Source organism: Borreliella lanei (assembly GCF_014205895.1).
In the GTDB taxonomy this organism is placed as follows: domain Bacteria; phylum Spirochaetota; class Spirochaetia; order Borreliales; family Borreliaceae; genus Borreliella; species Borreliella lanei.
The window spans coordinates 84,840-110,606 of sequence record NZ_JACHFC010000001.1; the positions used below are offsets into that span (position 1 = coordinate 84,840).

Genomic DNA, 25,767 nt, shown 5'->3' on the forward strand with positions numbered 1-25,767 from the left:
AAATCACTTTATAATAACAACTTCCAAATTCTCGTCATTTTCTGCAAGCCTAACATTAGAAGGCAACACAAGATCTTTAAGAAGAACGCTATCCCCTTTATTAACGGGAGTCAAATCAAGCTCTATAAATTCTGGCAAATCCAAGGGTAAAGACCTTACCTTAACCTGCTCTTTTAAAACAGTCAAAATTCCACCCTCTTTAACCCCAACAGAAGCTCCAACAAGCTTAATAGGAACATATTTTTCAAGCTCAACATTTCTGTCTACTTCGTAAAAATCAATATGATAAATGAGCTTGCTGGCAATATTTTCTGCAACATCTTTAACAAAAACGCATCTTTCAAGCTTACCATCATCTAATATTAAGACAGTATTATCCGTAAATTTTGCAAATTTCTTATTAAACTCACTACTCTTAATTTTCAAGTGTGAAACATCATTGCCTTGCCCATAAACAACAGCCGGTATTTCACACTTAGCTCTTATTCTGCGAGCATTAGAAGATCCAAAGCTTGATCTATATTGACAACTTAAAATCCTGCTACTTTCCACAAAAAACTCCTAATGTAAAATACTGGGACGGAAGGATTCGAACCCTCGAATGACTGGACCAAAACCAGTTGACTTACCACTTGTCGACGTCCCAAATACCTTATTAATACTTACAATTGACAAGCATACAAGATACAACGAGCTTTGTCAACAATTATCTAAAAATCTAATTCAAGTTCAAGATCGGCTGGATTTTCTCTTATATATTCCTTAAAAATAGAACTTTGCAAAGCTTTTCTAAAATCCTGACTAATAGGATGTACAATGTCTTTATATTCGCCGACTCTAGTTCTTCTGTTAGGCATAGCAATAAATACTCCCTTTTGCCCTTTAATAACTCTAATATTGTGAAGAACCAAACAGTTATCAAAAGTAACTGCAACATATGCCAATAATTTAGAACCAGAATTTTTACTATCAACTTTCTTAATCCTTATGTCTGTAATATCCACTTATAAGCCTCCCGCAAAAAGTACATAACTTAAATCTAAAATATTTTCTATTTTTTGTAAACATATTTTTATGATATTTTTAGTTTTTTTAATTAATTTCAATTAAACAGTAATTAAGGATAAATAATAATTCCTTTGGACCATATTTTTTCAAGCTCATAGTATTCCCTAGACTTTTCGCTCATTAAATGAATTGCCAAATTTGCACCCGAAACAACAGTCCAGTCATAAACCAGCCCTTTTCCTTGAACACTAAGATTAATTTTTTTTTCTTTAAAAAATTTAACTATCTTATCAATATATAAAGCTTCCATTTGCTTAAATGATACAAAAGTAGCTATTATAAAAAAATCAGTCCAATTACAAATATCACTAACATTAATGCCTATAACATCAATTCCATTAAAATCACTTATTATTTTACATAAATCATTAATATCATTTACTTTTAACATATCTTCCATCAAAATCATCTCCTAAAATAACTATTACATCAGGATTAATATCAAGATTATCAAGCTCTAACAATTTTTTAGTTTGAACCTCAGAAATTGGCTTAATATTTGAGGTTTTAATTGCCTCTCCAACCCTAACAGCCATTTCTAAATTATCCGAATTATTTATAATCAAGGTATTTTTATAAGAATTTTTATCTGCATTACCAAATTTTAAAACTTTAAATTTTAAAGAATTAAAAATATTTGCTGTTTTTTTTGCAAGCCCAACAACTTTTGTTCCATTTAAAACAACAATCTTTACTATCTCTTCTGCGCCTTCATTAACAAGCTCTTTGTTCAATTTATCCACCGATTCTTTTAAAATAGCACCCCCATAATAAGGAAAAACCACCTTTATTAAATTATTATCATTATCTTTAAAAATCTCTTCTTGCCCTTTAATATTAATAGAAATAATTTTATCATTATTTATTTTATAATTTTTAACAATATACTTAAAAACAACCTCTGAAAGGTTAGTATCTAACATGGAATATATTTTAAAAAAATTGTCATTTTCAATGCCAAAATCTGAAATTTGAAAAAGAAGTCTTTTAAAAAACTCTTTAAAAAATTCAACTCTCTCTTCAAACTGATTAACATCATTAAAATATCTCAAATAATCATACGCCTTATCACCATCAAAATTAGAGGTACCAGAGGGTATTAAAATAGAATCCTCGAAACTATAAACTTTTACTGGGTTTTTAACAAGAAGTCTAACTCCTCCTAAATAATCAATAAGTTTGACAAAATTTTCTTTTTGGAAACGAATATAATAATCTGATTCATGAGATAATTGTGTATAAATTTTAGATAGAAACTTATTAAAAGAATTTTTTTTATAAAGATCTTTAAACCAAGATATATTCCCTTTTAAATCTTCATATCCAGTATGAATTGGAATATCTAAAAACCCAATATTTCCTGTTTTCATATTAATAAAAATTTCTTGCATACTTACAAGGTTTTTATGAAGATCTTCTATTAGAAACAAAAAACTAATATTGCTCTTTGTATTAAGCTCGAAGTAAACCAACTCTTTTTTCGAACTTCTAATAAAAAAAATTACTACACTCGCTATTATCAGAACAATTAAAAATAAAAAAATTAAATCCTTTCTCAAATATTTACCTTTTTAACATATAAATTATTATCTTTAATGTATTTTAACACACCAAAAGGTAATAAATAGCTGACAGGAAATCCATTTGCAATTCTATTTCTAATCTCTGATGAGGAAATCGGTATTATTTTATTATCTATATAAATATGCTTAAAAGAACTTTTAAGTCTCTCTTTGTAGATTCTGTGAGCAACAACAAGATCAACGGAGTTTACAATGCTTTGGGGATCTTTCCATGAATCAAAATTTTGAAAAAGATCATCACCAATAACTAAAAAAAGTTTATCGTTTTTGTATTTTTTTTTAACACAAGAAATAGTATCAACGGTATAAGTTATACCACCATTTATTATGTCGCAATCATCTATAAACATTTTATCTTCATTCTCTAATGCAAGCTTGAGCATATCTATTCTATTGTTAACACTAACATCCTCCTCAATCAATTTATGAGCTGGATTACAAGTAGGAATAAATATTACCCTATCAATATTTAATAAATACTCTATTTCTTTAGCCAAAAAAATATGTCCAATATGGACTGGATTGTAAGTACCCCCCAATATTGCAATTCTCACGATTTCTTTCCTAAATCAAATCTGATATCCAAAAACCAAGTCTTAAAAATAAAAAAGCCTACAATAAAAATCAATTTTATTAAAAAGTTTTAGCCAAAATAAAAAATTCTTTAATAAGTTCATCAATTCCTCTATTCTCATAAATAGATATGCCAATAACCTTTTCTTTTCCTAATATTTTTATCAAGCAATCAAAATTTTTTTCAGAACCATCCAAATCAAGTTTATTGGCAATAATAATTTTTTTTTTATTAAAAAGCTCATGGCTATAAGATTGCAATTCATTTAAAAGAATGCTGTATGAATCCAAAAAATTTGCTTCAGAAATATCAATAACCAAAGCTAAAATTTTAGTTTTAGCAATATGTTTTAAAAATTTAGTCCCAAGCCCTACTCCAAAGCTAGCACCTTTAATTATTCCAGGAATATCTGCAATAATTAAATCATTATAAGAACGCCTCAGCATGCCAAGATGAGGAATCTTTGTTGTAAAAGGATAATTTGCAACCCTAGATTTGGCCGAAGTTATTCTATTAAGAAGAGAAGATTTACCAGCATTAGGCAAACCAACAAGCCCAATGTCTGCTACCAAAAAAAGCTCAAGACGCACGCTCAAGCTATTGCCCGATTCTCCAGGCTGAGCAAACCTTGGCGTTCTTCTAACTGAAGTTTTAAAATTCCAATTACCAAGCCCACCTCTGCCACCTTTTAAAACAACAAATTCATCATTTAAATTTTTAAGCCTACACAAAAGAGTTCCATCATTTTCATTATAAACTTCTGTGTTTGGGGGAACAAAAAGAACTAAATCCTTACCATTAGCGCCACTTCTTTTAAAACCCATTCCAGGTTTACCATTTTCGGCACAAAGCACATGACCATTTTTATAAAAAGATAAGGTGCTGAGATTTTCTCTCACCTTGAAAATTACACTTCCGCCACTCCCACCGTTTCCACCATCTGGACCACCTTTTGCATTAAACTTTTCTCTTAAAAAAGAAACACACCCAGAACCACCATTGCCCGAAACTACCGTTATATTTACAGAGTCCTTAAAGTTATACAAACTTTCTCCGATCTTTTCAATTAAAGCTAAACAATACTTACATATTTTCGTCCCTTTAAAGTTTTAAACTCTACCTTACCAGATGAAAGCGCAAATATTGTATAATCTCTTCCAAGGCCAACGTTTTTACCTTTATGGAATTTTGTACCTCTTTGTCTAACAATTATTTCTCCAGCTTTAACAAACTGACCACCGCTTCTTTTAACTCCAAGTCTCTTGGATATAGAATCTCGTCCATTTTTTGAACTACCACCACTTTTACTTGTTGCCATTAATTTTCCTCCAAAACTAATTTAATATCATCAGGATACTCAAAGCACAAATCATTTATGCCTCTAATTAAAAACCTACTATAATAAAAAAGACTTTCTTTGCTCAAATCCTTAAAAAAGGGCTTAAATTCTAAATAACCTCTTTTTGAATTTTTCACAACAAAAGCCTCACCCTCAAGATCAAGAACGCTAAAAAAGGTTCTCAAAATAAAAGAAAAAGAAGAACAAACAACGTTAACATTATTCTTACTTATAGCATGACCATTGGCTAAAAGATAAATGATCACATCGTCTTTTACTTTTACCAAAACATTAATCAATATACTTAAAAAACTATTTCATCAACCAAAATATAAGAATAGGTTTGTCTGTGCCCAACCTTTCTCTCACTTGATTTTCTTCTTCTATATCTGTAAGAAACAACCTTTTTATCTTTTTTATCTTCTTTATAGGTACATCTAATAAGAGAATTTACAACATAAGGCTTTCCTATTTTAACCTCTCCGTCTTTATTAATAAGCAAAACACTATTAAATTCTAACTTATCTTTTTCAATGGGAGAAATTTTATCTATTTTTAAAAATTCACCTTCAATAGCCTTATACTGCTTGCCATTTATTTCTACCAATGCATACATATATTACCTCAACTAAACATTGTAAATTTAATAAAAAAGAAAAGTCAAGCATTAAACTAATTATACCTTACAAGGGAATTGACTTCATAACTTTCAAGACTTTGCCTACCATTAATACCACAAAGCTCAATAAAACAAAAAATATCTTTAACTTTACCTCCTGCTCTCTCTAGTAAAATTGCAGAAGACTTTAAAGTTCCACCAGTAGCTAATATATCATCTATTAAAAGAATATTGGAATAAGTCCTAACATCATCTTTGTGCACCTCTATTCTCCCAAAACCATATTCAAGCTCATACTCTTCACTAAAAACCTCTCTGGGCAATTTGCCCTCTTTTCGAATTAAAACAAGAGGAAGTTGCATTTTTAAAGACAAAGGAGCACCTATCAAATATCCCCTAGACTCAACAACTGCAATGCAATCAATCTTTTTAAAATTATAAAAAGAATATACCTCATTTATTAATGAACTATAAACTTCGGGCTTTAACAAAACACTAGTAATATCATAAAAAAGAACACCCTTTTTAGGAAAATCGGGTATTTTTGAAATAAACTGATCATAATACTCTGTCTTATTTTTCATAACCTACTTATCCCATCTATATGCTTATATATTTTTTCAAAATAGTAAGACCAAAAGCCAAATTTATTTTTTTACAGGGGGCGCTGGAACAAGATTTTGCAAGTCTAATTTTGGTATTTCATCATCTTTAGCTCTTGTCCAAATTTTGCTTCTGCCAAAAATCCAAACTTTCCCCTTGGTAATAAGATTCCCAGTTTTACTATCAACACTCATCTCAGAATTATAAATTTTACCGTTTTTAGGATCTATTATTTTACCCCTATCCCACTTTTTAGAAGAAGAAGAATACTTAAGGCCCCACATAAAATCAAGACCCTCTATTGCAAGATTTTCAAACCCAACTACAGTGTCTCCTGAAGGATTTTTAGCATCATACTTTTTGCCATCTTTTATTACAGTTAAAATTCGGCCATAAACTTCTCCATTATATTTATAAATATAAATAATAGAATTTTTTATGTTACTCACATCATTATAGCCAACCCAATATCCTAAAACTTCATCTTCAAAACCAAGGTTTTCACCCTTATTAACAACTTCCTTTTCATTTGAATCTTCTGAATTTGCAAATAAAAGCATTGAAAAACAAAAGAAAATAAAAAACTTTGAAAAAACTCTAGTCATCAATCCTCCTTAAAACTAAATAATCCTAAATTATAGCTCTTTTTTTAAATTACTCATTTAAGGTGGCTAATTTAAAAATTAGCCACAAACATCATTATACAACTTATTGCATAAGTTTAATTATTTATAAAGAGAAAAACCCAGACAAAAAATATAAAATTAAGCAAAAACACAATAGGTCCATTAATTGTTATATGAAACAATTAATGCTAATATTAATAAAGTTAATTGTCTTAAAGGATTTAACCGTCGTGGTAAGAGGAATTTATACAGCTGCCAGCGGAATGATGGCAGAAAGGCGCAAGCTTGACACAGTATCAAATAATTTAGCAAACATAGATCTTATTGGATACAAAAAAGATTTGTCCATTCAAAAAGCATTTCCAGAAATGCTAATAAGAAGGCTAAATGATGATGGCCTTTATAAATTCCCCAAAGGGCATCTTGAAACGGCTCCAGTTGTGGGTAAACTAGGAACAGGGGTTGAAGAAAATGAGATATACACGGTATTTGAACAAGGTCCATTAAAAACTACTGGCAATCCATTAGATTTAGCACTCACCGATCAAGGATTTTTCGTAATACAAACTTCAGATGGAGAAAGATATACGAGAAACGGTTCTTTTACTATTGGAAAAGAAGGGATCCTTGTTACAAAAAGCGGATTTCCCGTTCTAGGAGAAAAAGGATATATATATCTTAAAAAAAATAATTTTAAAATAACCCCTCAGGGACAAATCTTTCACAATTCAAACTTTGAATCAGACCCCAAAAGACTTGTTAGTGAATATGAAAATTCTTGGGAAAATTATGAACTGCTTGATACTATCAGAATTGTAAATTTTGAAAATCCCAGATTTCTCAAAAAACAGGGCAATTCTTTATGGATCGATACAAAAACATCTGGCAAAGCGCAAGAAATTGATATATCATTAAGGCCTAAAATAGAAACAGAAACTCTTGAGGCTTCCAATGTCAATGCTGTTAAAGAAATGGTTTTAATGATTGAAATTAACAGAGCTTATGAAGCTAATCAAAAAACAATACAAACTGAAGACAGCCTCTTAGGAAAATTAATAAATGAAATTGGAAAATATTAAGGAGCATATTTTATGATGAGAGCATTATGGACAGCAGCAAGTGGAATGACTGCCCAACAATACAATGTAGATACAATTGCCAACAATCTTTCAAATGTAAATACTACAGGATTTAAAAAAATAAGAGCAGAATTTGAAGATTTGATTTATCAGACCCAAAACAGAGCAGGAACCCCTGCAACTGAAAATACTTTAAGACCGCTTGGAAATCAAGTTGGTCACGGAACAAAAATTGCTGCGACTCAGAGAATATTTGAACAAGGGAAAATGCAATCAACTAATTTACTAACTGATGTTGCTATTGAAGGAGATGGATTTTACAAAATTCTTCTGCCTGATGGAACTTATGCATATACTAGAGACGGATCATTTAAAATTGATTCTAATCGAGAGCTTGTAACAAGCCAAGGATACAAGGTATTGCCCAATATATTTTTCCCAGAAGAATATATCCAAAGCTCAATTACAATATCTGAGCAAGGAATAGTGTCGGTAAAAATTGATAACAACAACGAACCAATAGAGCTTGGACAAATTGAGATATCAAGATTTGTTAATCCTGCAGGACTAAGTGCTATTGGGAGCAATTTATTTAAAGAAACAGCTGGATCAGGCCAAGAAATAGCAGGAATACCAGGAAGTGAAGGCATGGGAAGACTAAGACAAGGCATACTTGAAATGTCAAATGTATCTATTGCTGAAGAAATGGTAACAATGATAGTAGCTCAAAGAGCTTATGAAATAAACTCAAAAGCGATTCAAACTTCTGACAATATGTTAGGAATTGCAAATAACTTAAAAAGGCAATAAAATAAAAAAAAGATTATTTATTTTTATTTTATTTTTCACAACAAGCTCAATTATAAGTGGTGCTCATGATTTATGCTTCAACATTACTCCTAGTAAAGCATATTTCTTTTCAAAGAATTATTCAAAAATATGCAACAATCAAAGCTTATCAAAAATATATATTCCTCCAAATTTAACAAAAAAATCAATACTTTTTGAAATGATCTATTACATCACAAAAAATTTATCAAATGAAAATATCTACATACTTCAATTTAACTTTGATGAATCTGAAATAAACATAGAAGATAAATTTTTCAAAAAAATAAAATTTAAAGTAAAAAGTAACAACTCATATAAAAATATTCCAATTCAAAAAACTCTGGTTTATTATGCAAAAAACTTTGAAAGCTACAAAAGACATAATTACATTAACATGTACATTGATATAATCGAGCCAATTGTATTTGCAAAAGAAAATCTAAAAAAAAATGAAATCCTTAATGAACACAACATATACTTTAAATACAAAATTAACACAACAAGAATAAATGATGTTTTAAGTCTAAATGAATTAAACAATAGTAAATATAAAGTTATACGCAACACAATCAAAAATGAAGAGATAAGATTAAATAAAGTGCAAAAAGAATAATGCCTTATTTTATCTTCCTCAATCCAAAAATTATCATTATTAATTTTAATCTGTCTTAATACAGACAATATTTAACAAATCAAGGATTAATTAGTAATTTTACGAAAAAAGTTTCATTAATTGTAATAATTGATATAAAATAATAGATATTAAAGAAATAAAAGAAATAGGGTAAAGAATGAACAAACTAATGTTGATGTTAATTACATTTGCAACAAGTCTATTAGCCCAAACAAACAAAGATTTAACAGGACTAAAAACAGAGCAATCATTTAACAATAGCCTATCTGAAAGCGTAAAATTAAGAGAAATTGCAGATATTTATCCCACAAACACAAATTTTTTAACAGGTATTGGAATAGTAGCAGGGCTTGCTGGAAAAGGAGACTCTATAAAACAAAAAGACCTTATAATTAAAATTTTAGAAGAAAACAATACAATAAATGAAATAGACTTAAATAACATAGAAAGTAAAAATATTGCACTAGTAAATGTCAGTCTCCAGGTAAAAGGTAATACAATCAAAGGTTCAAAACATAAAGCTTGCATTGCATCAATACTAAACTCAAAAGATTTAACAAATGGAATACTTTTAAAAACAAATCTCAAAAATAAAGAGGGAGAAATAATAGCAATTGCATCAGGAATTATAAAGAGCAATAATAAATTAAAAGGATCTGGATATACCCTAGATAGTGTAATAATAAATGAAAATCAAAATATTAACTACAGTTATAATATAATTCTTAAAAAAGGAAATTATACATTAATAAATAGAATTCACAAAATATTGACCTCTAAAAAAATCAACAACAAAATTAAATCGGATAACACAATAAAAATAGAAGCAAAAAACATAAGCTTATTAGAAGAGATTGAAAATATTAAAATAGAAACAAACCCTAAAATATTAATAGACAAAAAAAATGGTATTATTCTAGCAAGTGAAAATGCAAAAATAGGAACGTTTACATTTTCCATTGAAAAAGACAATCAAAATATTTTAAGTAAAAATAATAAAACAACAATTCAAGTAAACTCAATGAAATTAAATGAATTTATATTAAAAAATTCCAACAATCTCAGCAATAAAGAATTAATTCAAATAATTCAAGCTGCTAAAAAAATCAATAAATTAAATGGAGAACTTATATTGGAGGAAGTTGATGGAAACTAAAATTAATTCACAAAATTTAATTAATTCGCAAAATCTAAAATTTAAAAATCAAATAAATAATTTTAAAAATTCTTTAGAAATAAAAAAATCCTTTCAAAAAAATGAAGAACTTCGAAAAGCTTCTTTAGAATTTGAAGCTATGTTTATCAAGCAAATGCTTGAAAGCATGAAAAAAACTCTTAACAAAGATCAAAATTTGCTAAACGGAGGCCAAGTAGAAGAAATTTTTGAAGACATGCTTTGCGAGCAAAGAGCAAAACAAATAGCACAAGCTCAAAGCTTTGGCCTTGCCGATTTAATTTACAATCAATTACAAAAAAAGTAAACAATTCGAAAAACACCCCATCCCCAACCTTAAAATTATATCCAATTTAATTTAAAAATGGTTTTAAACTAAATTGGCACAATTTTTGCATGGAAGTTAAGTAGTAAAAACCTAATCACAATATTCAATAAAGGGGAGAAAATATAATAACTATGAATATATTTAGTAACGAGGATTTAAACATATATTTAAAATCGGTAAGAGAACACAAGCTAATTACTCACGAAGAAGAGATTAAGCTTGCAGGACAAATACAAAGAGGCAATGCAAAAGCAAAAAACAAGATGATAAATGCAAATTTGCGACTTGTTTTAAAAATAATAAAAAGATATGCGGGCAAAGGGCTAAAAATTGAAGACTTAATTCAAGAAGGCAACTTGGGATTAATAAGAGCTGCTGAAAAATATGACCCAAATAAAAATACCAAATTTTCAACTTATGCATCATTCTGGATTAAGCAATCACTCCAAAGAGCATTAAACACTAAAACCAGATTGGTAAAAGTCCCATACAGAAAAGAAAATCTAATACTACAAATAAATAAATATTTAACAGAAGAAGAAAAATCGCCCAAAAAAGAAGAAATAATGAAAAGATTCAACTTATCTCCTGCTCAGTATATAAAAATTATTCCCTATCTTGAAAAAGAATATTCTCTGGACAAAGAAATAGAGGGATCTGAAAATTCCACACTCTTGAATCTATACGAGGATAATTCTTTTAACCCTGAAATTACCCTTGAACAAGATTCAACTCTAAAACATTTGAATTACATACTTGAAACAAAATTAAATGAAAAGGAAAGATACATAATCAAAAAAAGATATAACCTAGACAATAGTCCCAAAAAAAGCACCTTAAAAGATATTTCAACAGAACTTGGAATATCATCAGAAACTGTAAGACAGATTGAAAAAAGAGTTCTTAAAAAACTAAAAGAAGAAATAAATTAACATTGACATTCATGACATGTTCTGGTCTACTTTTAAGTCAGTGGTCATGAATGTTTATATTTTATATTAAAAAAAACAAGTTTATTATTGTAATTTTTATTATAATTTCTATTGTTATTGCAGTAACTCAGGCATTTGCAAGTTTTTTCTATTTTAACAACAATTCAAAAGTTGCAAATGTCCCACTTAAAAATAGATTTGAAAAAATACAAAAAGAAAGCTTAATAATAAAAAACAACAAAGAAGATCAAAAAGCCAAAAGCAAACCTAAATTTTACTTAATCATCGACGACGTGGGTTATGATGAATTTATGTTAGAACAATTTATAAAACTTAATCTTAAAATAAATTATGCCATTATTCCATTTTTACCAAAATCAATGAGTTTATACAAAAAACTCAAAAATGCTAACAAAACAGTAATAATACATTTCCCAATGCAATCAAAACATAGAAATTCAATAGAAAAATTTCATATAAGCATAAAAGACAAAAAAGAAGAAATACACAAAAAAATCGAAAAAGCATTTAAAAAGTATCCCGATGTAAAAATAATGAATAACCATATGGGAAGTTTAATCACTTCGAATAAAGATTTGATGAAAATCATTTTAGAAAAGCTTAAAGAGATTGACAGATATTTTTTCGACAGCGTAACTATTGCAGGAAGCGTACCAGAAATAATAGGCAAAGAAATTGGGGTTAAAGTAGAAAAAAGAGATGTATTTCTTGATAGCAAAGACACAGAAGAGTCCGTAATCAAGGAGCTTGAAAAAGCAAAAAATATTGCCAGAAAAAACGGAATGGTAAAAGTGATAGGACACATTTGGTCTAAAAATACGCTAAAAGTCCTTAAAAAAGAAGAGCCTGATTTAAACCAGGAATTCGAATTCGACAACTTATTAAATCTTTACGAGGAAACAACCAGATGAAAGTGCTTGGAATAGAAACCTCTTGTGATGACTGCTGCGTAGCTGTAGTAGAAAATGGAATTCATATTTTAAGCAATATAAAATTAAATCAAACAGAACACAAAAAATATTACGGCATAGTGCCTGAGATTGCCTCAAGACTTCATACAGAAGCTATTATGTCTGTTTGTATAAAAGCACTCAAAAAGGCAAATACTAAAATATCTGAAATTGACTTAATAGCTGTAACATCTAGACCTGGACTTATTGGGTCTTTAATAGTTGGATTAAACTTTGCCAAAGGTCTAGCAATTTCATTAAAAAAACCTATTATCTGCATTGACCACATCTTAGGCCATCTTTATGCCCCTTTAATGTACTCAAAAATAGAATATCCATTTATATCATTATTATTAAGTGGTGGACATACATTGATTGCCAAACAAAAAAATTTCGATGATGTTGAAATACTTGGAAGAACTCTAGATGATTCTTGTGGAGAAGCTTTTGATAAAGTAGCAAAACATTACGATATGGGATTTCCGGGAGGTCCAAACATCGAACAAATATCTAAAAATGGAGATGAAAATACATTTCAATTTCCAGTTACCACCTTTAGAAAAAAAGAAAACTGGTATGATTTTTCATACTCTGGACTAAAAACAGCTTGCATACACCAACTAGAAAAATTCAAAAGCAAAGATAATCCAACAACAAAAAATAATATAGCTGCAAGCTTCCAAAAAGCTGCCTTTGAAAATCTAATCACCCCACTAAAAAGAGCAATAAAAGATACCAAAATCAACAAAGTAGTAATAGCGGGCGGTGTTGCGAGCAATTTATACTTAAGAGAAAAAATAGATAAGCTTAAAATACAAACTTACTACCCTCCTCTTGATCTTTGCACAGATAATGGAGCAATGATTGCGGGACTTGGATTTAATATGTATTTAAAATATGGAGAAAGTCCAATCGAAATTGATGCAAATTCAAGAATAGAAAATTATAAAAACCGGTATAGGAGAAAAAATAATGAAAAGAATTTTAGCAATGCATGATATTTCAAGCATGGGAAGAACATCTCTTACAATATGTATACCAGTAATATCTTCGTTTAATATGCAAGTGTGTCCTTTTGTGACAGCCGTCCTTTCTGCCTCTACAGCTTATAAAAAATTTGAAATAGTGGATTTAACCGATCATTTAGAAAAATTTATCAATATATGGAAAGAGCAAAATGAACACTTTGACATACTCTATACCGGATTTCTGGGAAGCGAAAAACAACAAATAACAATAGAAAAAATGATTAAATTAATAAAATTTGAAAAAATTGTAATTGACCCTGTATTTGCTGACGATGGAATAATTTATCCTATATTTGATAATAAAATAATTAGTGGATTTAGAAAAATAATAAAGCATGCAAACATAATAACTCCCAACATCACAGAACTTGAAATGCTAAGCAAAAGTTCACAACTTAACAACAAAGATGATATCATAAAAGCAATATTAAATCTTGATACAAAAGGAATAGTAGTTGTTACAAGCGTCAAAAAAGGAGATCTTTTGGGAAACATTTGTTACAATCCTAAAAACAAAGAATACTCAGAGTTTTTTTTAGAAAAATTAGAACAAAATTTCAGTGGAACAGGAGACTTATTTACTAGCTTACTTATAGGATACTTAGAAAAATTCGAAATAGAACAGGCTCTAGAAAAAACAACAAAAGCCATTCACCTAATAATAAAAGATTCAATTAAAGAAAATGCTTTAAAAAAAGAAGGGGTTCGGATTGAAAATTTTTTAAAAAATACATTTTGAATTTAAATTTCATTAAATTCAATTTTAAAGACTGAATCGATTCTTAGTACAAAGGAAATATTTGCATTGCAATATATTATTATTAGAATAAAATGTACAAAAATCTATTACAAAGCGAGTGCTTTATTATTTTTATGAGTAAATAAATATATGTCAAATAAAAAAATAATATTTTTTACAGGAGGGGGAACTGGGGGTCACGTATTTCCAGGAATATCCATAATACAGGCATTAAAAGAATTTGACAATGAAATTGAATTTTTTTGGATAGGCCAAAAAAATTCCATAGAAGAAAAATTAATAAAAGAACAAAATAATATTAAATTTATTTCGGTTCCATGTGGAAAACTTAGGCGCTATTTTTCTTTTCAAAACTTTACTGACTTTTTTAAAGTAATACTTGGAATAATAAAAAGCTTCTACATTTTAAAAAAATATAAACCTCAAATTATCTATGCAACTGGGGGATTTGTTTCAACTCCTACAATTATTGCATCTAGTTTGCTAAAAATACAAAGAATAACCCATGAAATGGACCTAGATCCTGGACTTGCAACAAAAATTAACTCCAAATTCGCAAATAAAATACATATAAGCTTCAAAGAAAGTGAAAAATACTTTAAAAACCACAAAAATATTGTCTACACAGGATCTCCCATAAGAAGAGAATTTTTAAATCCAAATCCCAAAATCATTAAACAATTGACCCAAAACACTAGCAAACCAATTGTTAGCATACTTGGAGGATCTCTTGGAGCCAATGCTTTAAACAATCTTGCACTCTGTATTAAAAAGGATACTGAAATCTACTTCATCCATCAATCGGGCAAAAACTTAAATGACCAAAGAGAAGACAATTACCTAAGAAGACAATTTTTTAACGCAGAAGAAATGGCAAGTATAGTTAAATTTTCCAATATAATAATAAGCAGAGCTGGAGCTGGAGCAATAAAAGAATTTGCAAATGCTGGCGCATGTGTAATTTTGATTCCATTTAAAAAAGGCTCTAGAGGAGATCAAATTAAAAATGCAAAATTACTAAAAAATCAAAATGCTTGCATTTATATAGATGAAGATGAAATTATAAATACAAATATTTTAAAAATTATAAAAGAAACTTTAAAAGATAGAGAAAAAATCAACTCTCTTAAAGAAAATATTAAAAAATTCAATAATGAGCATTCTTCAACTTTAATAGCCAAATTGCTAATAAGAGACATTAAGGAGACAAAATCTAAATGATAGCAAACGATCCTGTAAAAATAACCGGAATAGTAGACATACTAATAATAATAATTTTTACATCTTTAGGATTTAGAGGATTTTTAAGAGGATTTATTAAAGAAATTAGCGGATTTGCTGAGGTTTTTGTTTTAATACTACTGCTTTATAAAAAAACTGAAGAGTTTAGAAGACTAGTTGAACCTATTGTTGAACTATCCTACATTCAAGCACTACTTGTATTTTTTCTGCTCATACATATAGGATTTTTAATCCTACAATCATTAATAGAATCAATAATAAGTCAACTTAAATTATTATTCTTCAACAGAATACTGGGCTTAGTACTTGGCCTACTTGAAGCTTTTGGAATAATTGCAATCGTGGTTTACATAATACACTCACAGCAAATATTTAAACCTGAATATTTTCTAAAAGAAAGCAAACTACTTGATTATTTAAATCCTGGAATAAACTATCTCTTTAAAATTTCAAAAACAAAATAAGGAAACAACAATGACAATGCTTCCAGAGATTGCCAAAGACATAATAAACGCATATGATCAAAAAATATTACCAAATGCAATTCTTTTACTAGGAGAAAAATTTTCATCAAAAAAGATTAGCGCAATTGAGCTTGCAAAAAAAATATTAAACGGAAAAAATTTAACAAATCCCAATTTGCTCATTTTCTCAAATCTTGACACAGTAGAAGCAAAAGCACATCTTTCTACAAATTCACACAAGGTAGCACATAAATACCTAGAATACATTAAAACTGTAATTTTTACCAAATGTTATTTCAGTAATGAAAAAAATTTGAAAAAAATAGAGAAAAATATCAACTACATTAATTCTGCTTATTACGAAAAAGAATACAATGAAAACATAAAAAATGAGCTTATAAAAAATATAGAAAATATAAACAAAGAATTAAATCATAGTATTACTGTTTATGATGTAAAAAAAATTCAAACTTGGATTTTTTCTGAAAAAGAAAAACCAAAGGTAATCTACATAAACGAAATCGAAAATTTATCATTCAATGTGCACAATTCACTTTTAAAAATACTAGAAGAGCCTCCTTCAAATATTTACTTTATCTTAGCAGCAAGAAATAAAAACAAAATACCAAAAACAATACTTTCAAGACTTAGAGTTTACAATTTCACAAAACCAGAAAGAAACTTAGAAATTCAAATATTCAAAGAAAGCTTTCTAATAAATAAAGATATAACAATTGAGGAGTATTTTGCCTCATTTTACAAAGAAGAAAGTAAAAAAATAAAAAAAGAATTAATAAAAATTCTAAATATAATAAAAGAAAAAAAATCTATATTAAATCTTGAAGAAATAGATTTTATAAAAGATGATCAAAGCTTTAAAATATTTTTAAACGAACTTGCAATTAACATTAGAAAAGATTTTTTAGAAAACAAAATAGATATTAATCAATATCTAAAATATACAGAACATTTGAAAAATATTTACAAATATCGCCCTTATAATCAAAATAAAAAATTAATAATAGAAAACTTGATGCTAAATTATGAGGAGATATGAATAATTTTTTTAAAAAAGCCTTAACAAAGCTAAACAAATTATCTAATGAGCAAAAAACTAAATTTATCGAACAAATTTACAAAAAAATAGAAATATATGATGGAATATTTGCATCAATTAATGAAGGAATCATTGTACTTGACAAACAAAACAACATAATTTATTCAAACAAGATTTTATACCAAATTTTAGCATTAACATCTAAATCAAAAATAGAAATTCTTGATGATATTCAAATTCCAATCTTAATAAATTTAATAAAAGAACTAGTTAGAACAGAGGATAAAATAATAGGATTAGAAGTTCCAATATCAAACAATATATATATTAAAATTTCATTTATGCCTTATGTAAAAGAAAAAAAACTTGAAGGCAATATTATTTTAATCGAAGATATTAAAGAGAAAAAGAAACAAGAAGAACTGTTTAGAAGAGTTGAAGCTTTGGCCTCTTTTACAAGACATGCAAGAAATATTGCACATGAAATCAAAAACCCACTTGGAGCAATCGATATAAATTTACAACTACTAAAAAAGGAAATTGAAAAACAAAAAATGAAAAATAGCAAAGCTGAAAATTATTTTAAAGTAATAAAAGAAGAAATAAACAGAGTAGATAAAATAGTAACAGAATTTTTATTAACTGTCAGACCAATAAAAATCAACTTACAAGAAAAAGACATTAAACAAGTAATAGGCAGTGTGTGTGAATTGTTAAATCCTGGACTAGAAAACAAAAACATAAAGCTGCTTCTTAATTTAAACAAAATAAGCAATATACTCATTGATGAGAAACTATTAAAACAAGTTATTATAAACATCGTTAAAAACGCAGAAGAAGCACTGCTTGAAACAAAAAAAGAAATAAAAAAAATAGAAATTTTTCTTTTCGAAAAAGAGAATAAAATACATATCAACATAAAAGATAACGGAAACGGAATAAAAGATGAGGTCAAAGAGGAAATATTTAAACCTCAATTTAGCACAAAAGAAAAAGGAAGTGGAATAGGACTTACTATTTCTTATAAAATAATAAAAGAGCTTGGAGGTGAAATTTTTATGGAAAGCAAAGAAGGCAAAGGCACTATTTTTACAATTACACTTCCTAAACTAAATAAAAAAAATATTTTAATTGAAGGGTATTGAAAATGAGCAAAATACTTGTAGCTGATGACGAAAAGAATATTAGAGAAGGAATTGCCACTTATCTTGAGGATGAAGGATATTTTGTTTTCACTGCTAGTGACGGAGAAGAGGCTCTTGAAACAATTGAAAATGAAAATCTTGATGTAATAATATCTGACCTGAGAATGCCTCAGATATCTGGAGAAAAATTACTCAAAATAGTTAAAGAAAAAAACTTAGGAATACCTTTTATCATCCTAACAGCCCACGGAACAGTTGATTCTGCTGTAGATGCCATGAGAGAAGGTGCTTATGATTTTTTAACAAAGCCCTTAGACCTTGAAAGACTTTTGCTAATAATAAAAAGATCGCTAAATAAAAAAGAAAATAACGACAATGAAAATGCTAATTTAGAAAATATACTAATAAGAAAAGACCTAAAATACTATGAAAAAATCATGGGAAAATCGCTATTAATGCAAAAAATTTTTGAGCTTGTAATAAAAATAGCAAAATCAAATGCATCTGTTCTTATAACGGGTGAAAGCGGTGTTGGCAAAGAAATAATAGCCGATGCTATTTTTGATCTTTCAAATAGAAATGACAAGCCATTTATAAAAGTAAATTGCGCTGCACTTTCTGAAAGCATCCTTGAAAGCGAGCTTTTTGGCCATGAAAAAGGAGCATTTACTGGCGCAATTTCCAAAAAAAAAGGCAGATTTGAACTTGCAAACAAAGGTACAATTTTTCTTGATGAGATAGCAGAAATTTCACCTGAAATTCAAGTTAAACTTTTAAGAGTACTACAAAACAAAACCTTTGAGCGTGTTGGTGGAGAAACTACAATTAAAGTTGACATCAGGCTTCTGGCTGCAACAAACAAAAACATTGAAGAGGAAATTAAAAAGGAAAAATTTAGAGAAGATTTATTTTATAGACTAAATATCATTAATATAAACATACCACCTTTAAGAGAGAGAAAAGATGATATATCCTATTTAACAAACATACTAATAAAAGACGTTGCAAAGGAAAACAATAGAGAAGAAAAAACTCTTTCTAATGATGCAATGAAAGCTCTCTATTATTACGATTGGCCAGGAAACATTAGAGAATTGAAAAATGTACTTGAAAGCGCATTAATATTATCAAAAGGCAAACAAATCACTAAAGAAGATTTACCAGCAAAAATCAAAAATAATGAAAATCTTATATTTAAAATAACACTACCAATAGGAATTAGCCTAAAAGAGGCTGAAAAAGAAATAATAAAACAAACGCTTTTTCATTCTAAAAACAACAAGAGTAAATGCGCCGAAATACTAAAAATAGGAAGAAAAACTTTACATAATAAAATAATCGAATATAACATTGATCAATAAGATTTATTTTAAATTATTAAATTATAATCAATATAAAAAAATAATATTGCTTTAAATTAAATGTATAGTTTTGAAACCAAAAAATTTTTTAATGCCAATAATTATATTAAAATGAAACACTTTCTTTTAAAATTTTGGTGCAAAAGTGTAAAAATATTTTTATCAAACAAATAATTATACACCATTATTTATTAATAATCAATACAATTTGATAATATCATATATTTAACTGGCTTGCAACTAGCCTTACTTTAAAAACTTTAACGGATTAATGGGAACATTTTTTTTTAATATTTCAAAGTGTAAATGAGGCCCTGTTGAACGCCCCGTATGCCCCACTCTTCCAAGTAATTCACCTGATTTAACAAAATCCCCTATCTTTACAGAATATGAATTTAAATGCCCATAAAGAGATTTAATATTATTTTTATGACCAACTACAACAAAATTGCCATAAAGATCATTGTATCCAACTTCAATAACTATTCCAGAAGAAGAGGAATACACTTCCGTATTCATTGGAGCTGCAAGATCTATTCCTGTATGAAAACTTTTATTGCCAGTGAAAGGATCATTTCTAAATCCAAAATCAGAACTAACAATAAATTTTTTTAAAGGAAAAATAAAATTGGCATTTAAGAAAAAAAGCAACTCTGTACCTGAAAAAAGTCCAAAATCTGGATTCTTGACAAAATCAAAAAAATAAAACTCATAAACCCTGTCATTTCTTTTAATTTTTACTTTTTCAGCTTTGGTAAGATCTCTTGTTGCTAAAAGCAAATTATTAAACCTATAATCCTTACTATCAAAAACAAAAACTCCCTTTTTACTAGGAATAAGAATCTCTTGCCCAACACTCACAATAGGAGAATCTAATAAATTAACAGTAGCAATGCCAGACTGCCATCCGTTTATTTTATTAGCAATTTTAAAAAAAGTATCTCCTTTTTTAACTTTATACAAATAAAAAAACAAGGGAATATGCTGTTTTTTGTTATATTTCAAAACTTTAATTTTAAGATCAGAAAAAATAGGATCTTTTCTTGAGAAATTTTTTATTTCCGGATAAGAAAAAACACAAATTATTTTTAAAAAAATGAAAACTACTTTAAATAACAAAAAAGCTTTACTCATACTACAAATTCTTTTACGATTAATTAGTCAAATATAATAAAAAACATAAAAAAAATAAATCCTGTTTGGACTTGCAAATAATAACAAACTGTATTAAACTGTCTCTCAACATGGAGCTAAACGAATACCAAGAAAGAGCAAAAAAAACTGCTAAATACAAAAATAAAAAAGAAGAATTAATTTTAACAACACTTGGCCTTGCTGGCGAAACTGGAGAAGTTGTTGAAAAAATAAAAAAATTGGGAAGAGACAAAAATTACATTATTGATGATGAGTATTTAATATCAATTAAAAAAGAACTTGGGGACGTATTATGGTACTTATCAAGTTTAAGTAACAATTTAGGCATTACGCTTGAAGATGTTGCCCTTACAAACCTAAAAAAAATACAAAAGCGACATGAAAATGGAACAATAAATGGCGAAGGTGATGACAGATAGGGCATCTAAATTGAAAATACTTAACGTCTAAAAATAAAAATGCTTAATATTTATCTCAAGGGAATTTTACTTGGAATTGCAAACATAATCCCAGGGATTTCTGGGGGAACGCTAGCTTTAATATTAAAAATTTATTACAAAATAATAGACTCTATCTCAGAAATCTTAAAGCTCACAGAAATTAAAAAAAATTTAATGTTTTTAACTATTTTGGCAACAGGAATGTTAACCTCAATATTATTAACTGCAAAAATATTTAAAGCTTATGCTTTTGACAATGGAATAATAGAAGCACTACTAATAGTATTTTTCATAGGATTAACATTTGGGAATATACTAACACTAAAAACAGAAATATCTATAAAAGAAATAAATAGTAATACAAAAATATTAAATACTTTATTGTTTTTTATTGGCATGACCATTATTGTACTTTTCTTAATAATCAAAGAATCTAATATACAATTGCAAAGTACAATACCCAAAGACAAAAACTCAATAAAATATTACTTATTATTGATATCCTCTGGAATAATAAGCGGAGCATCAATGATCTTACCAGGGATCTCAGGATCCGCAATGCTTTTGCTATTTGGCTTTTATAAAGAAATAATACTTATTGTGTCTGAATTTAACATTACTCTTATTACAATATTTGCAACAGCTGCAACAATAGGAATAGTTACATCAATATTAATAATAAAAAAAATAATAGATAATCACTTAAATAATTTTATTTATTTATCAAAAGGCTTAATTTTTGGATCAATTCTACAAATGATATTAATTGTATTAAAATTGAACCTTAAAATCAGCTTTACATCTTTTACATCTTTAGGAGCATCATTCATACTGGGAATCTTTATAAACAAAAAATTGGCTGAGAAATATAAATAAAAAATTTAAAAATACCGAAGACCGGACTTGAACCGGTACGGAGCTTCCTCCTCAGGATTTTAAGTCCTGTGTGTCTACCAATTCCACCACTTCGGCATAGAATAATATAATAAATAATAATATATTGCAATGTCAAGTTAAATAAGAAAATAAATATAAAAACTCAATTGATAACTATTTTTTGAGGAAAATTCTCAATAAAATAATTGCTATGCAAATAATCTGCAATTACAAACATAAATGAATTTAAAGAAACCCTAGCAAAAAAATTAGAAAAAACTCTAAAATCAATTTTATTTGCCAACATTGAAATATTATCTGAATCATTTATTAAGCTAAAAAATCCATTTTTGATTAATAAGTCAAAAATAACAAATTCAGATCCATCTAAAATAAACATTAATTTATCTATTTGGGCTTTTAAATATAAAATTTGCTCACTAATTTGCAAACTAGCAGGATTTTTAATAAAATCATTGCTTAAATTATAAATAACAATCCCATAGTGATTACCCTTAAATTTGAAATCTACAAGCAATCCTAATTTTACATCGCAAGAATCTCGCATTACGCTTAAAACTTTAATATTTATTCGGCGCTTAGAAAGAATACTAACAGAAAGTTCATTCTCTTGATCAATAAAATAAGCATTCTTAAAAGTTCCAAATAAAACTCTATTATTAATTAAATCAAGTACATTTTTATTCTCAAGGTTCTTAATAATTATTAAATCAAAACTTTGATTTAGAATATTATAAGCAGAATCGAGTAACCCTTGAGAAGAATTATCATTTAAATTAAAATTTGCAACCTTAAGCTCTAAAACGCTAAAATCTGTATCTACAAAATTGCAGGAAAAAAATAAAACACTAAGCAGAAATAAACTTTTCAAGTTGACATTTTGTCTCAACAACTTCAAATACAAGTCCATACTTTTTTGCAGCACCACTGTCTAACCAAAAATCTCTATCAGTATCCTTTTCTATTTTAGAAATTTTTTGACCTGTTTCTTTTGAAATAATATTATTAAGTTCTTTTTTGACTTTATTTAACTCATTAGTGTAAATCTCAATATCTGTAGCAACTCCTTTAAATCCACTCAAGGGTTGATGCAATAAATACCTAGCAAAAGGTAGTGAAAATCTATTTTCTAATTTTGCAGCCAAAAAAATTAAAGCAGCAGCACTAGCAACAAGTCCTACTCCAACTGTAAAAACTTTAGGCTTAACAAAACGAATCATATTAAAAATAGCAAACCCGGCATCAATATCTCCCCCTTCTGAATCAATGTATACAAATATAGGCTTTTTAAAATCTAAAGCTTCTAACAATAATATTTTTTCTTGAAAAAGCCTAGAAACATCCTTGGTAATCTCACCAGCAACAACTATTGATCTACTCTTTAAAACCAATTTCAATGATTTATCATGCGAAATACAAGTATCATTATCTTCTTTCCCGGTCATAAAACATCCCTTATACAAAAACATAATGATATATTATAATTGAAAATAAAAGGTTTTTAAATGATAAAAAAGCATAAAAACTAAACAATTGCACTTAATTTCTGAAAAGCAAAAGACTAACGGATCTTTAATTAAAGTCAAAAAATACTCTAAATTTATAAATAAGTAAAATTTAAAAAGGAGCTTATAGTGAACTATGAATTTGCGGTTATTGGAGGAGGAATAGCAGGAAGCACTGTTACTTACGAACTGCTTAAAAGAAATAAAAAAGTAATTCTTTTTGATGATGAAGATACAAAAGCAACAATAGTAGCAGGCGGACTTATTAATCCTATTATGGGCAGAAAAATGAACATTGCCTGGAAAGAATCGCATATTTTTGAGTTTACAAAAAACTACTATCAAGAAATTGAAAAAAACATTAAATCCAACTTTTTTATAGAAAAAAATATCTTTAGACCCTTTACTACTAAAAATCAAAAAAATGAACTGATTGATAAACTTGAAAATGATAAAAACATTAAAAACTTTATTTTAAAAATACAAGATGGAAAAATTTACAATTTCTCAAACGACTCTAACGGCGGAATGACAATAAAAGGCGCCAGGATTGATACAAAAATCTATATAAAAAATATTAAAAAATATTTAATCAAAAAAAAATCATATATAAACAAAAATATAGACGAAAATAAAATTAAACTTGGAGAAAGTTTTTTTAAAATAGAAGATTTCAAATTTGAAAAATTAATATTTGCAAAAGGATATAAAGAAAAACTCAAAGGTTTTTTTTCTTATCTCCCATTTGAGCCTGCAAAAGGCGAAATCATTATATTAGAATGCAAAAAATTAAATTTTAAAGAAGTTTACAATAGACACGTATCTTTAATTCACTTAAAAGGCAATACATTTTACCTTGGAGGCACTTATGAATGGAACACTTGGAATACACTTACAAACGAATGGGCAAAATTAGAATTATTGGGAAAATTGAAAAAAATAACAAATCTAAAATGCAAAGTCATTGGTCAAAAAGCACACATAAGACCTTCAACGCTTGACAGAGAGCCTTTCTTGGGAGAACACCCTAAGTATAAAAATATCTTCATATTAAATGGTTTTGGAACAAGGGGTATATCGATGGCGCCATACTTGTCCAATTTATTGGTTAATAATATTGAAAAAATCGACAAAATTCCAAATCATTATAATATTAAAAGATATGAAAAATATTATAATATTTTGGATCATTCTTAAAATCAAAATTTTTAAATCCGTGCTGACAAGCAATTTTATCTCTTAATATTTCTAAATTAAGGAAAAAATAATATAATGTTTAAGTTAAGCTAAAATAATTCTTATCCAAAGAGAAACTAGAAAGTGAAGCAAGATTTAACAAAGCAATTAAAATTAATTAATACTTTCAGAACAAACCAGGAGAATAATCTTTGGGATTCAATATTAACATTATAGGAACTGGAGGAACAAGACCGCTCCATAATAGATATTTGTCGTCCGTACTAATCGAATACAATGGAGACAATTTTTTATTCGATTGTGGAGAAGGAACTCAAATGTCTTTAAGAAAACAAAAAATATCTTGGCAAAAGATAAAAATGATTTGTATTACTCACTTGCATGCTGATCATATCACGGGGCTACTCGGGATAGTGATGCTAATGTCACAAAGTGGAGAAACAAGAAAAGACCCATTAATAATCGCTGGACCTGTTGGAATAAAAAACTATACAAAAACTAATATAGATATGCTTAAAATATATAAAAACTATGAAATAATTTATAAAGAAATAATCATAGATAAAACCGAAAAAATAATATATGAAGATAAAACAAAAAAAATTGAATACACCAAGCTAAAACATTCAATAGAATGTGTTGGATATTTATTCATAGAAAAAGATAAACCTGGCAAATTCAATACAGAAAAAGCAGAAGAGTTAAATATTCCTAAAGGGCCTATTAGAAAAGCCCTACAAGATGGAAAAGAAATATTGGTAAACGGAAAAATTATAAAGCCGTCAGAAATACTTGGAAAATCTAAAAAAGGATTAAAAGTTGCATATATTACAGATACTGGTTATTTTAAAGAACTCATACAGCAAATCAAAAATTTTAACCTTGTAATAATTGAGAGCACATTTAAAAATGAGCTAAAAAAAGAAGCAGATAAAAAACTTCACTTAACAGCTGGTGGAGCTGCAAATATTGTCAAGCAGGCAAAAGTTTTACAAACAGGGCTTATTCATTTTAGCGAAAGATATACATTAAGAAAAGATCTTGAAAACTTACTAAAGGAGGCAAAATTGGAATATCCCGACGGAGAAATTTTTTTAACAAGAGATGGAATGAGACTTGAAGCAAACAAAAATAACTTTATTATTAAGTAGGAGG

32 protein-coding genes and 2 tRNA genes are annotated in these 25,767 nt (G+C 27.9%); 18 read left to right on the forward strand and 16 right to left on the reverse strand.

The annotated features are described in order from the left end of the window. Nucleotides 1–3: 3 nt before the first annotated feature. The 12 genes from HNQ06_RS00310 to HNQ06_RS00365 all read right to left on the reverse strand — a co-directional run bounded on the left by HNQ06_RS00310 (nt 4) and on the right by HNQ06_RS00365 (nt 6,391). Entirely contained in the window at nt 4–552 is a 549-nt protein-coding gene (locus HNQ06_RS00310; RefSeq protein WP_184106826.1) for a 50S ribosomal protein L25/general stress protein Ctc, read from the reverse strand. A gap of 22 nt (nt 553–574) precedes the next feature. Beyond that, a tRNA-Gln gene (locus HNQ06_RS00315) sits at nt 575–646 on the reverse strand. 64 nt (nt 647–710) lie between these two features. Further along, on the reverse strand, nt 711–1,004 hold the full coding sequence (gene spoVG, locus HNQ06_RS00320) for a DNA-binding protein SpoVG (protein ID WP_184106828.1): 294 nt from the start codon (nt 1,002–1,004) through the stop codon (nt 711–713). Between the two features lie 113 nt (nt 1,005–1,117). Beyond that, a complete protein-coding gene (gene rsfS / locus HNQ06_RS00325; RefSeq protein WP_184106830.1) occupies nt 1,118–1,468 on the reverse strand; it encodes a ribosome silencing factor in 351 nt (116 codons plus the stop codon). Then, nucleotides 1,443–2,627: an LCP family protein gene (locus tag HNQ06_RS00330; RefSeq protein WP_184106832.1), complete on the reverse strand. Its 1,185-nt coding sequence runs from the start codon at nt 2,625–2,627 to the stop codon at nt 1,443–1,445. Before HNQ06_RS00330 ends, rsfS begins: the two co-directional genes overlap by 26 nt. Further along, a complete protein-coding gene (nadD, locus tag HNQ06_RS00335) occupies nt 2,624–3,205 on the reverse strand; it encodes a nicotinate (nicotinamide) nucleotide adenylyltransferase (protein WP_184106834.1) in 582 nt (193 codons plus the stop codon). Before nadD ends, HNQ06_RS00330 begins: the two co-directional genes overlap by 4 nt. A 79-nt stretch (nt 3,206–3,284) precedes the next feature. After that, the gene (obgE, locus tag HNQ06_RS00340; protein WP_184106836.1) at nt 3,285–4,271 is read right to left on the reverse strand and encodes a GTPase ObgE; all 987 of its coding nucleotides are present in this window, start codon (nt 4,269–4,271) and stop codon (nt 3,285–3,287) included. A gap of 26 nt (nt 4,272–4,297) precedes the next feature. Next, nucleotides 4,298–4,543 carry a 50S ribosomal protein L27 gene (gene rpmA / locus HNQ06_RS00345; RefSeq protein ID WP_002656482.1) on the reverse strand — a complete coding sequence of 82 codons (246 nt, stop codon included), beginning with the start codon at nt 4,541–4,543 and terminating at the stop codon, nt 4,298–4,300. Next, entirely contained in the window at nt 4,543–4,863 is a 321-nt protein-coding gene (locus HNQ06_RS00350) for a ribosomal-processing cysteine protease Prp (RefSeq protein ID WP_184106838.1), read from the reverse strand. Before HNQ06_RS00350 ends, rpmA begins: the two co-directional genes overlap by 1 nt. Nucleotides 4,864–4,868: 5 nt before the next feature. Further along, entirely contained in the window at nt 4,869–5,180 is a 312-nt protein-coding gene (gene rplU, locus HNQ06_RS00355) for a 50S ribosomal protein L21 (RefSeq protein WP_184106840.1), read from the reverse strand. A gap of 56 nt (nt 5,181–5,236) precedes the next feature. Further along, complete coding sequence (locus HNQ06_RS00360; protein ID WP_184106842.1) at nt 5,237–5,767, reverse strand: adenine phosphoribosyltransferase; 531 nt, start codon at nt 5,765–5,767, stop codon at nt 5,237–5,239. A gap of 63 nt (nt 5,768–5,830) precedes the next feature. Continuing rightward, nucleotides 5,831–6,391: a DUF2147 domain-containing protein gene (locus tag HNQ06_RS00365; RefSeq protein WP_184106844.1), complete on the reverse strand. Its 561-nt coding sequence runs from the start codon at nt 6,389–6,391 to the stop codon at nt 5,831–5,833. 251 nt (nt 6,392–6,642) lie between these two features. Here HNQ06_RS00365 and flgF point away from each other — a divergent pair, with 251 nt between their 5' ends. The 14 genes from flgF to HNQ06_RS00435 all read left to right on the forward strand — a co-directional run bounded on the left by flgF (nt 6,643) and on the right by HNQ06_RS00435 (nt 19,418). Further along, entirely contained in the window at nt 6,643–7,491 is an 849-nt protein-coding gene (gene flgF / locus HNQ06_RS00370; RefSeq protein WP_184106846.1) for a flagellar basal-body rod protein FlgF, read from the forward strand. A 12-nt stretch (nt 7,492–7,503) separates the two neighbouring features. Continuing rightward, entirely contained in the window at nt 7,504–8,301 is a 798-nt protein-coding gene (gene flgG, locus HNQ06_RS00375) for a flagellar basal-body rod protein FlgG (RefSeq protein WP_184106848.1), read from the forward strand. Between the two features lie 199 nt (nt 8,302–8,500). Continuing rightward, nucleotides 8,501–8,935, forward strand: coding sequence for a hypothetical protein (locus HNQ06_RS00380; protein WP_184106850.1), 435 nt, complete (start codon nt 8,501–8,503; stop codon nt 8,933–8,935). 178 nt (nt 8,936–9,113) lie between these two features. Then, the gene (locus tag HNQ06_RS00385; protein ID WP_184106852.1) at nt 9,114–10,112 is read left to right on the forward strand and encodes a flagellar basal body P-ring protein FlgI; all 999 of its coding nucleotides are present in this window, start codon (nt 9,114–9,116) and stop codon (nt 10,110–10,112) included. Then, nucleotides 10,102–10,437, forward strand: coding sequence for a rod-binding protein (locus HNQ06_RS00390; RefSeq protein WP_184106854.1), 336 nt, complete (start codon nt 10,102–10,104; stop codon nt 10,435–10,437). Before HNQ06_RS00385 ends, HNQ06_RS00390 begins: the two co-directional genes overlap by 11 nt. A gap of 152 nt (nt 10,438–10,589) precedes the next feature. Further along, nucleotides 10,590–11,390, forward strand: coding sequence for an RNA polymerase sigma factor RpoS (gene rpoS, locus HNQ06_RS00395; protein ID WP_002557358.1), 801 nt, complete (start codon nt 10,590–10,592; stop codon nt 11,388–11,390). 50 nt (nt 11,391–11,440) lie between these two features. Then, nucleotides 11,441–12,322 carry a divergent polysaccharide deacetylase family protein gene (locus HNQ06_RS00400; RefSeq protein ID WP_184106856.1) on the forward strand — a complete coding sequence of 294 codons (882 nt, stop codon included), beginning with the start codon at nt 11,441–11,443 and terminating at the stop codon, nt 12,320–12,322. Beyond that, a complete protein-coding gene (gene tsaD, locus HNQ06_RS00405) occupies nt 12,319–13,359 on the forward strand; it encodes a tRNA (adenosine(37)-N6)-threonylcarbamoyltransferase complex transferase subunit TsaD (protein WP_184106858.1) in 1,041 nt (346 codons plus the stop codon). Before HNQ06_RS00400 ends, tsaD begins: the two co-directional genes overlap by 4 nt. Further along, on the forward strand, nt 13,334–14,128 hold the full coding sequence (locus tag HNQ06_RS00410; protein ID WP_184106860.1) for a PfkB family carbohydrate kinase: 795 nt from the start codon (nt 13,334–13,336) through the stop codon (nt 14,126–14,128). The genes tsaD and HNQ06_RS00410 overlap by 26 nt, the downstream gene beginning before the upstream one ends. 150 nt (nt 14,129–14,278) lie before the next feature. Then, the gene (gene murG / locus HNQ06_RS00415) at nt 14,279–15,370 is read left to right on the forward strand and encodes an undecaprenyldiphospho-muramoylpentapeptide beta-N-acetylglucosaminyltransferase (RefSeq protein ID WP_184106862.1); all 1,092 of its coding nucleotides are present in this window, start codon (nt 14,279–14,281) and stop codon (nt 15,368–15,370) included. Further along, nucleotides 15,367–15,855: a CvpA family protein gene (locus tag HNQ06_RS00420; RefSeq protein WP_184106864.1), complete on the forward strand. Its 489-nt coding sequence runs from the start codon at nt 15,367–15,369 to the stop codon at nt 15,853–15,855. Before murG ends, HNQ06_RS00420 begins: the two co-directional genes overlap by 4 nt. Before the next feature lie 10 nt (nt 15,856–15,865). Continuing rightward, nucleotides 15,866–16,912 (forward strand): hypothetical protein, encoded by a 1,047-nt coding sequence (locus tag HNQ06_RS00425; RefSeq protein ID WP_184106865.1) that lies wholly within the window; start codon nt 15,866–15,868, stop codon nt 16,910–16,912. Continuing rightward, complete coding sequence (locus HNQ06_RS00430) at nt 16,909–18,057, forward strand: two-component system sensor histidine kinase NtrB (RefSeq protein ID WP_184106867.1); 1,149 nt, start codon at nt 16,909–16,911, stop codon at nt 18,055–18,057. The genes HNQ06_RS00425 and HNQ06_RS00430 overlap by 4 nt, the downstream gene beginning before the upstream one ends. A 2-nt stretch (nt 18,058–18,059) precedes the next feature. Next, a complete protein-coding gene (locus HNQ06_RS00435; protein WP_184106869.1) occupies nt 18,060–19,418 on the forward strand; it encodes a sigma-54-dependent transcriptional regulator in 1,359 nt (452 codons plus the stop codon). Between the two features lie 246 nt (nt 19,419–19,664). Here the strand turns inward: HNQ06_RS00435 and HNQ06_RS00440 are convergent, their stop codons facing one another. Next, complete coding sequence (locus HNQ06_RS00440; protein WP_184106871.1) at nt 19,665–20,552, reverse strand: LysM peptidoglycan-binding domain-containing M23 family metallopeptidase; 888 nt, start codon at nt 20,550–20,552, stop codon at nt 19,665–19,667. 110 nt (nt 20,553–20,662) lie between these two features. Between HNQ06_RS00440 and HNQ06_RS00445 the strand changes: the two genes are divergently transcribed. After that, nucleotides 20,663–20,992, forward strand: coding sequence for a nucleoside triphosphate pyrophosphohydrolase family protein (locus HNQ06_RS00445; RefSeq protein ID WP_075552402.1), 330 nt, complete (start codon nt 20,663–20,665; stop codon nt 20,990–20,992). A 39-nt stretch (nt 20,993–21,031) separates the two neighbouring features. Beyond that, nucleotides 21,032–21,889, forward strand: a complete 858-nt coding sequence (locus HNQ06_RS00450; protein ID WP_184106873.1) for a DUF368 domain-containing protein — start codon at nt 21,032–21,034, stop codon at nt 21,887–21,889. A gap of 12 nt (nt 21,890–21,901) precedes the next feature. On the opposite strand, the gene HNQ06_RS00455 is transcribed toward HNQ06_RS00450, so the two are convergent. The 3 genes from HNQ06_RS00455 to HNQ06_RS00465 form a co-directional block, all read right to left on the reverse strand. Beyond that, nucleotides 21,902–21,985: transfer RNA gene (locus tag HNQ06_RS00455), tRNA-Leu, on the reverse strand. Between the two features lie 67 nt (nt 21,986–22,052). Beyond that, nucleotides 22,053–22,781 (reverse strand): hypothetical protein, encoded by a 729-nt coding sequence (locus tag HNQ06_RS00460; protein ID WP_246343345.1) that lies wholly within the window; start codon nt 22,779–22,781, stop codon nt 22,053–22,055. Further along, a complete protein-coding gene (locus HNQ06_RS00465) occupies nt 22,759–23,355 on the reverse strand; it encodes an ATP-dependent Clp protease proteolytic subunit (RefSeq protein WP_184106875.1) in 597 nt (198 codons plus the stop codon). Before HNQ06_RS00465 ends, HNQ06_RS00460 begins: the two co-directional genes overlap by 23 nt. Before the next feature lie 189 nt (nt 23,356–23,544). On the opposite strand from HNQ06_RS00465, the gene HNQ06_RS00470 reads away from it, so the two are divergent. Beyond that, on the forward strand, nt 23,545–24,612 hold the full coding sequence (locus tag HNQ06_RS00470; protein ID WP_184106877.1) for an NAD(P)/FAD-dependent oxidoreductase: 1,068 nt from the start codon (nt 23,545–23,547) through the stop codon (nt 24,610–24,612). Between the two features lie 191 nt (nt 24,613–24,803). Next, nucleotides 24,804–25,763: a ribonuclease Z gene (locus HNQ06_RS00475; RefSeq protein WP_184106879.1), complete on the forward strand. Its 960-nt coding sequence runs from the start codon at nt 24,804–24,806 to the stop codon at nt 25,761–25,763. The last annotated feature ends 4 nt before the right edge of the window (nt 25,764–25,767 follow it).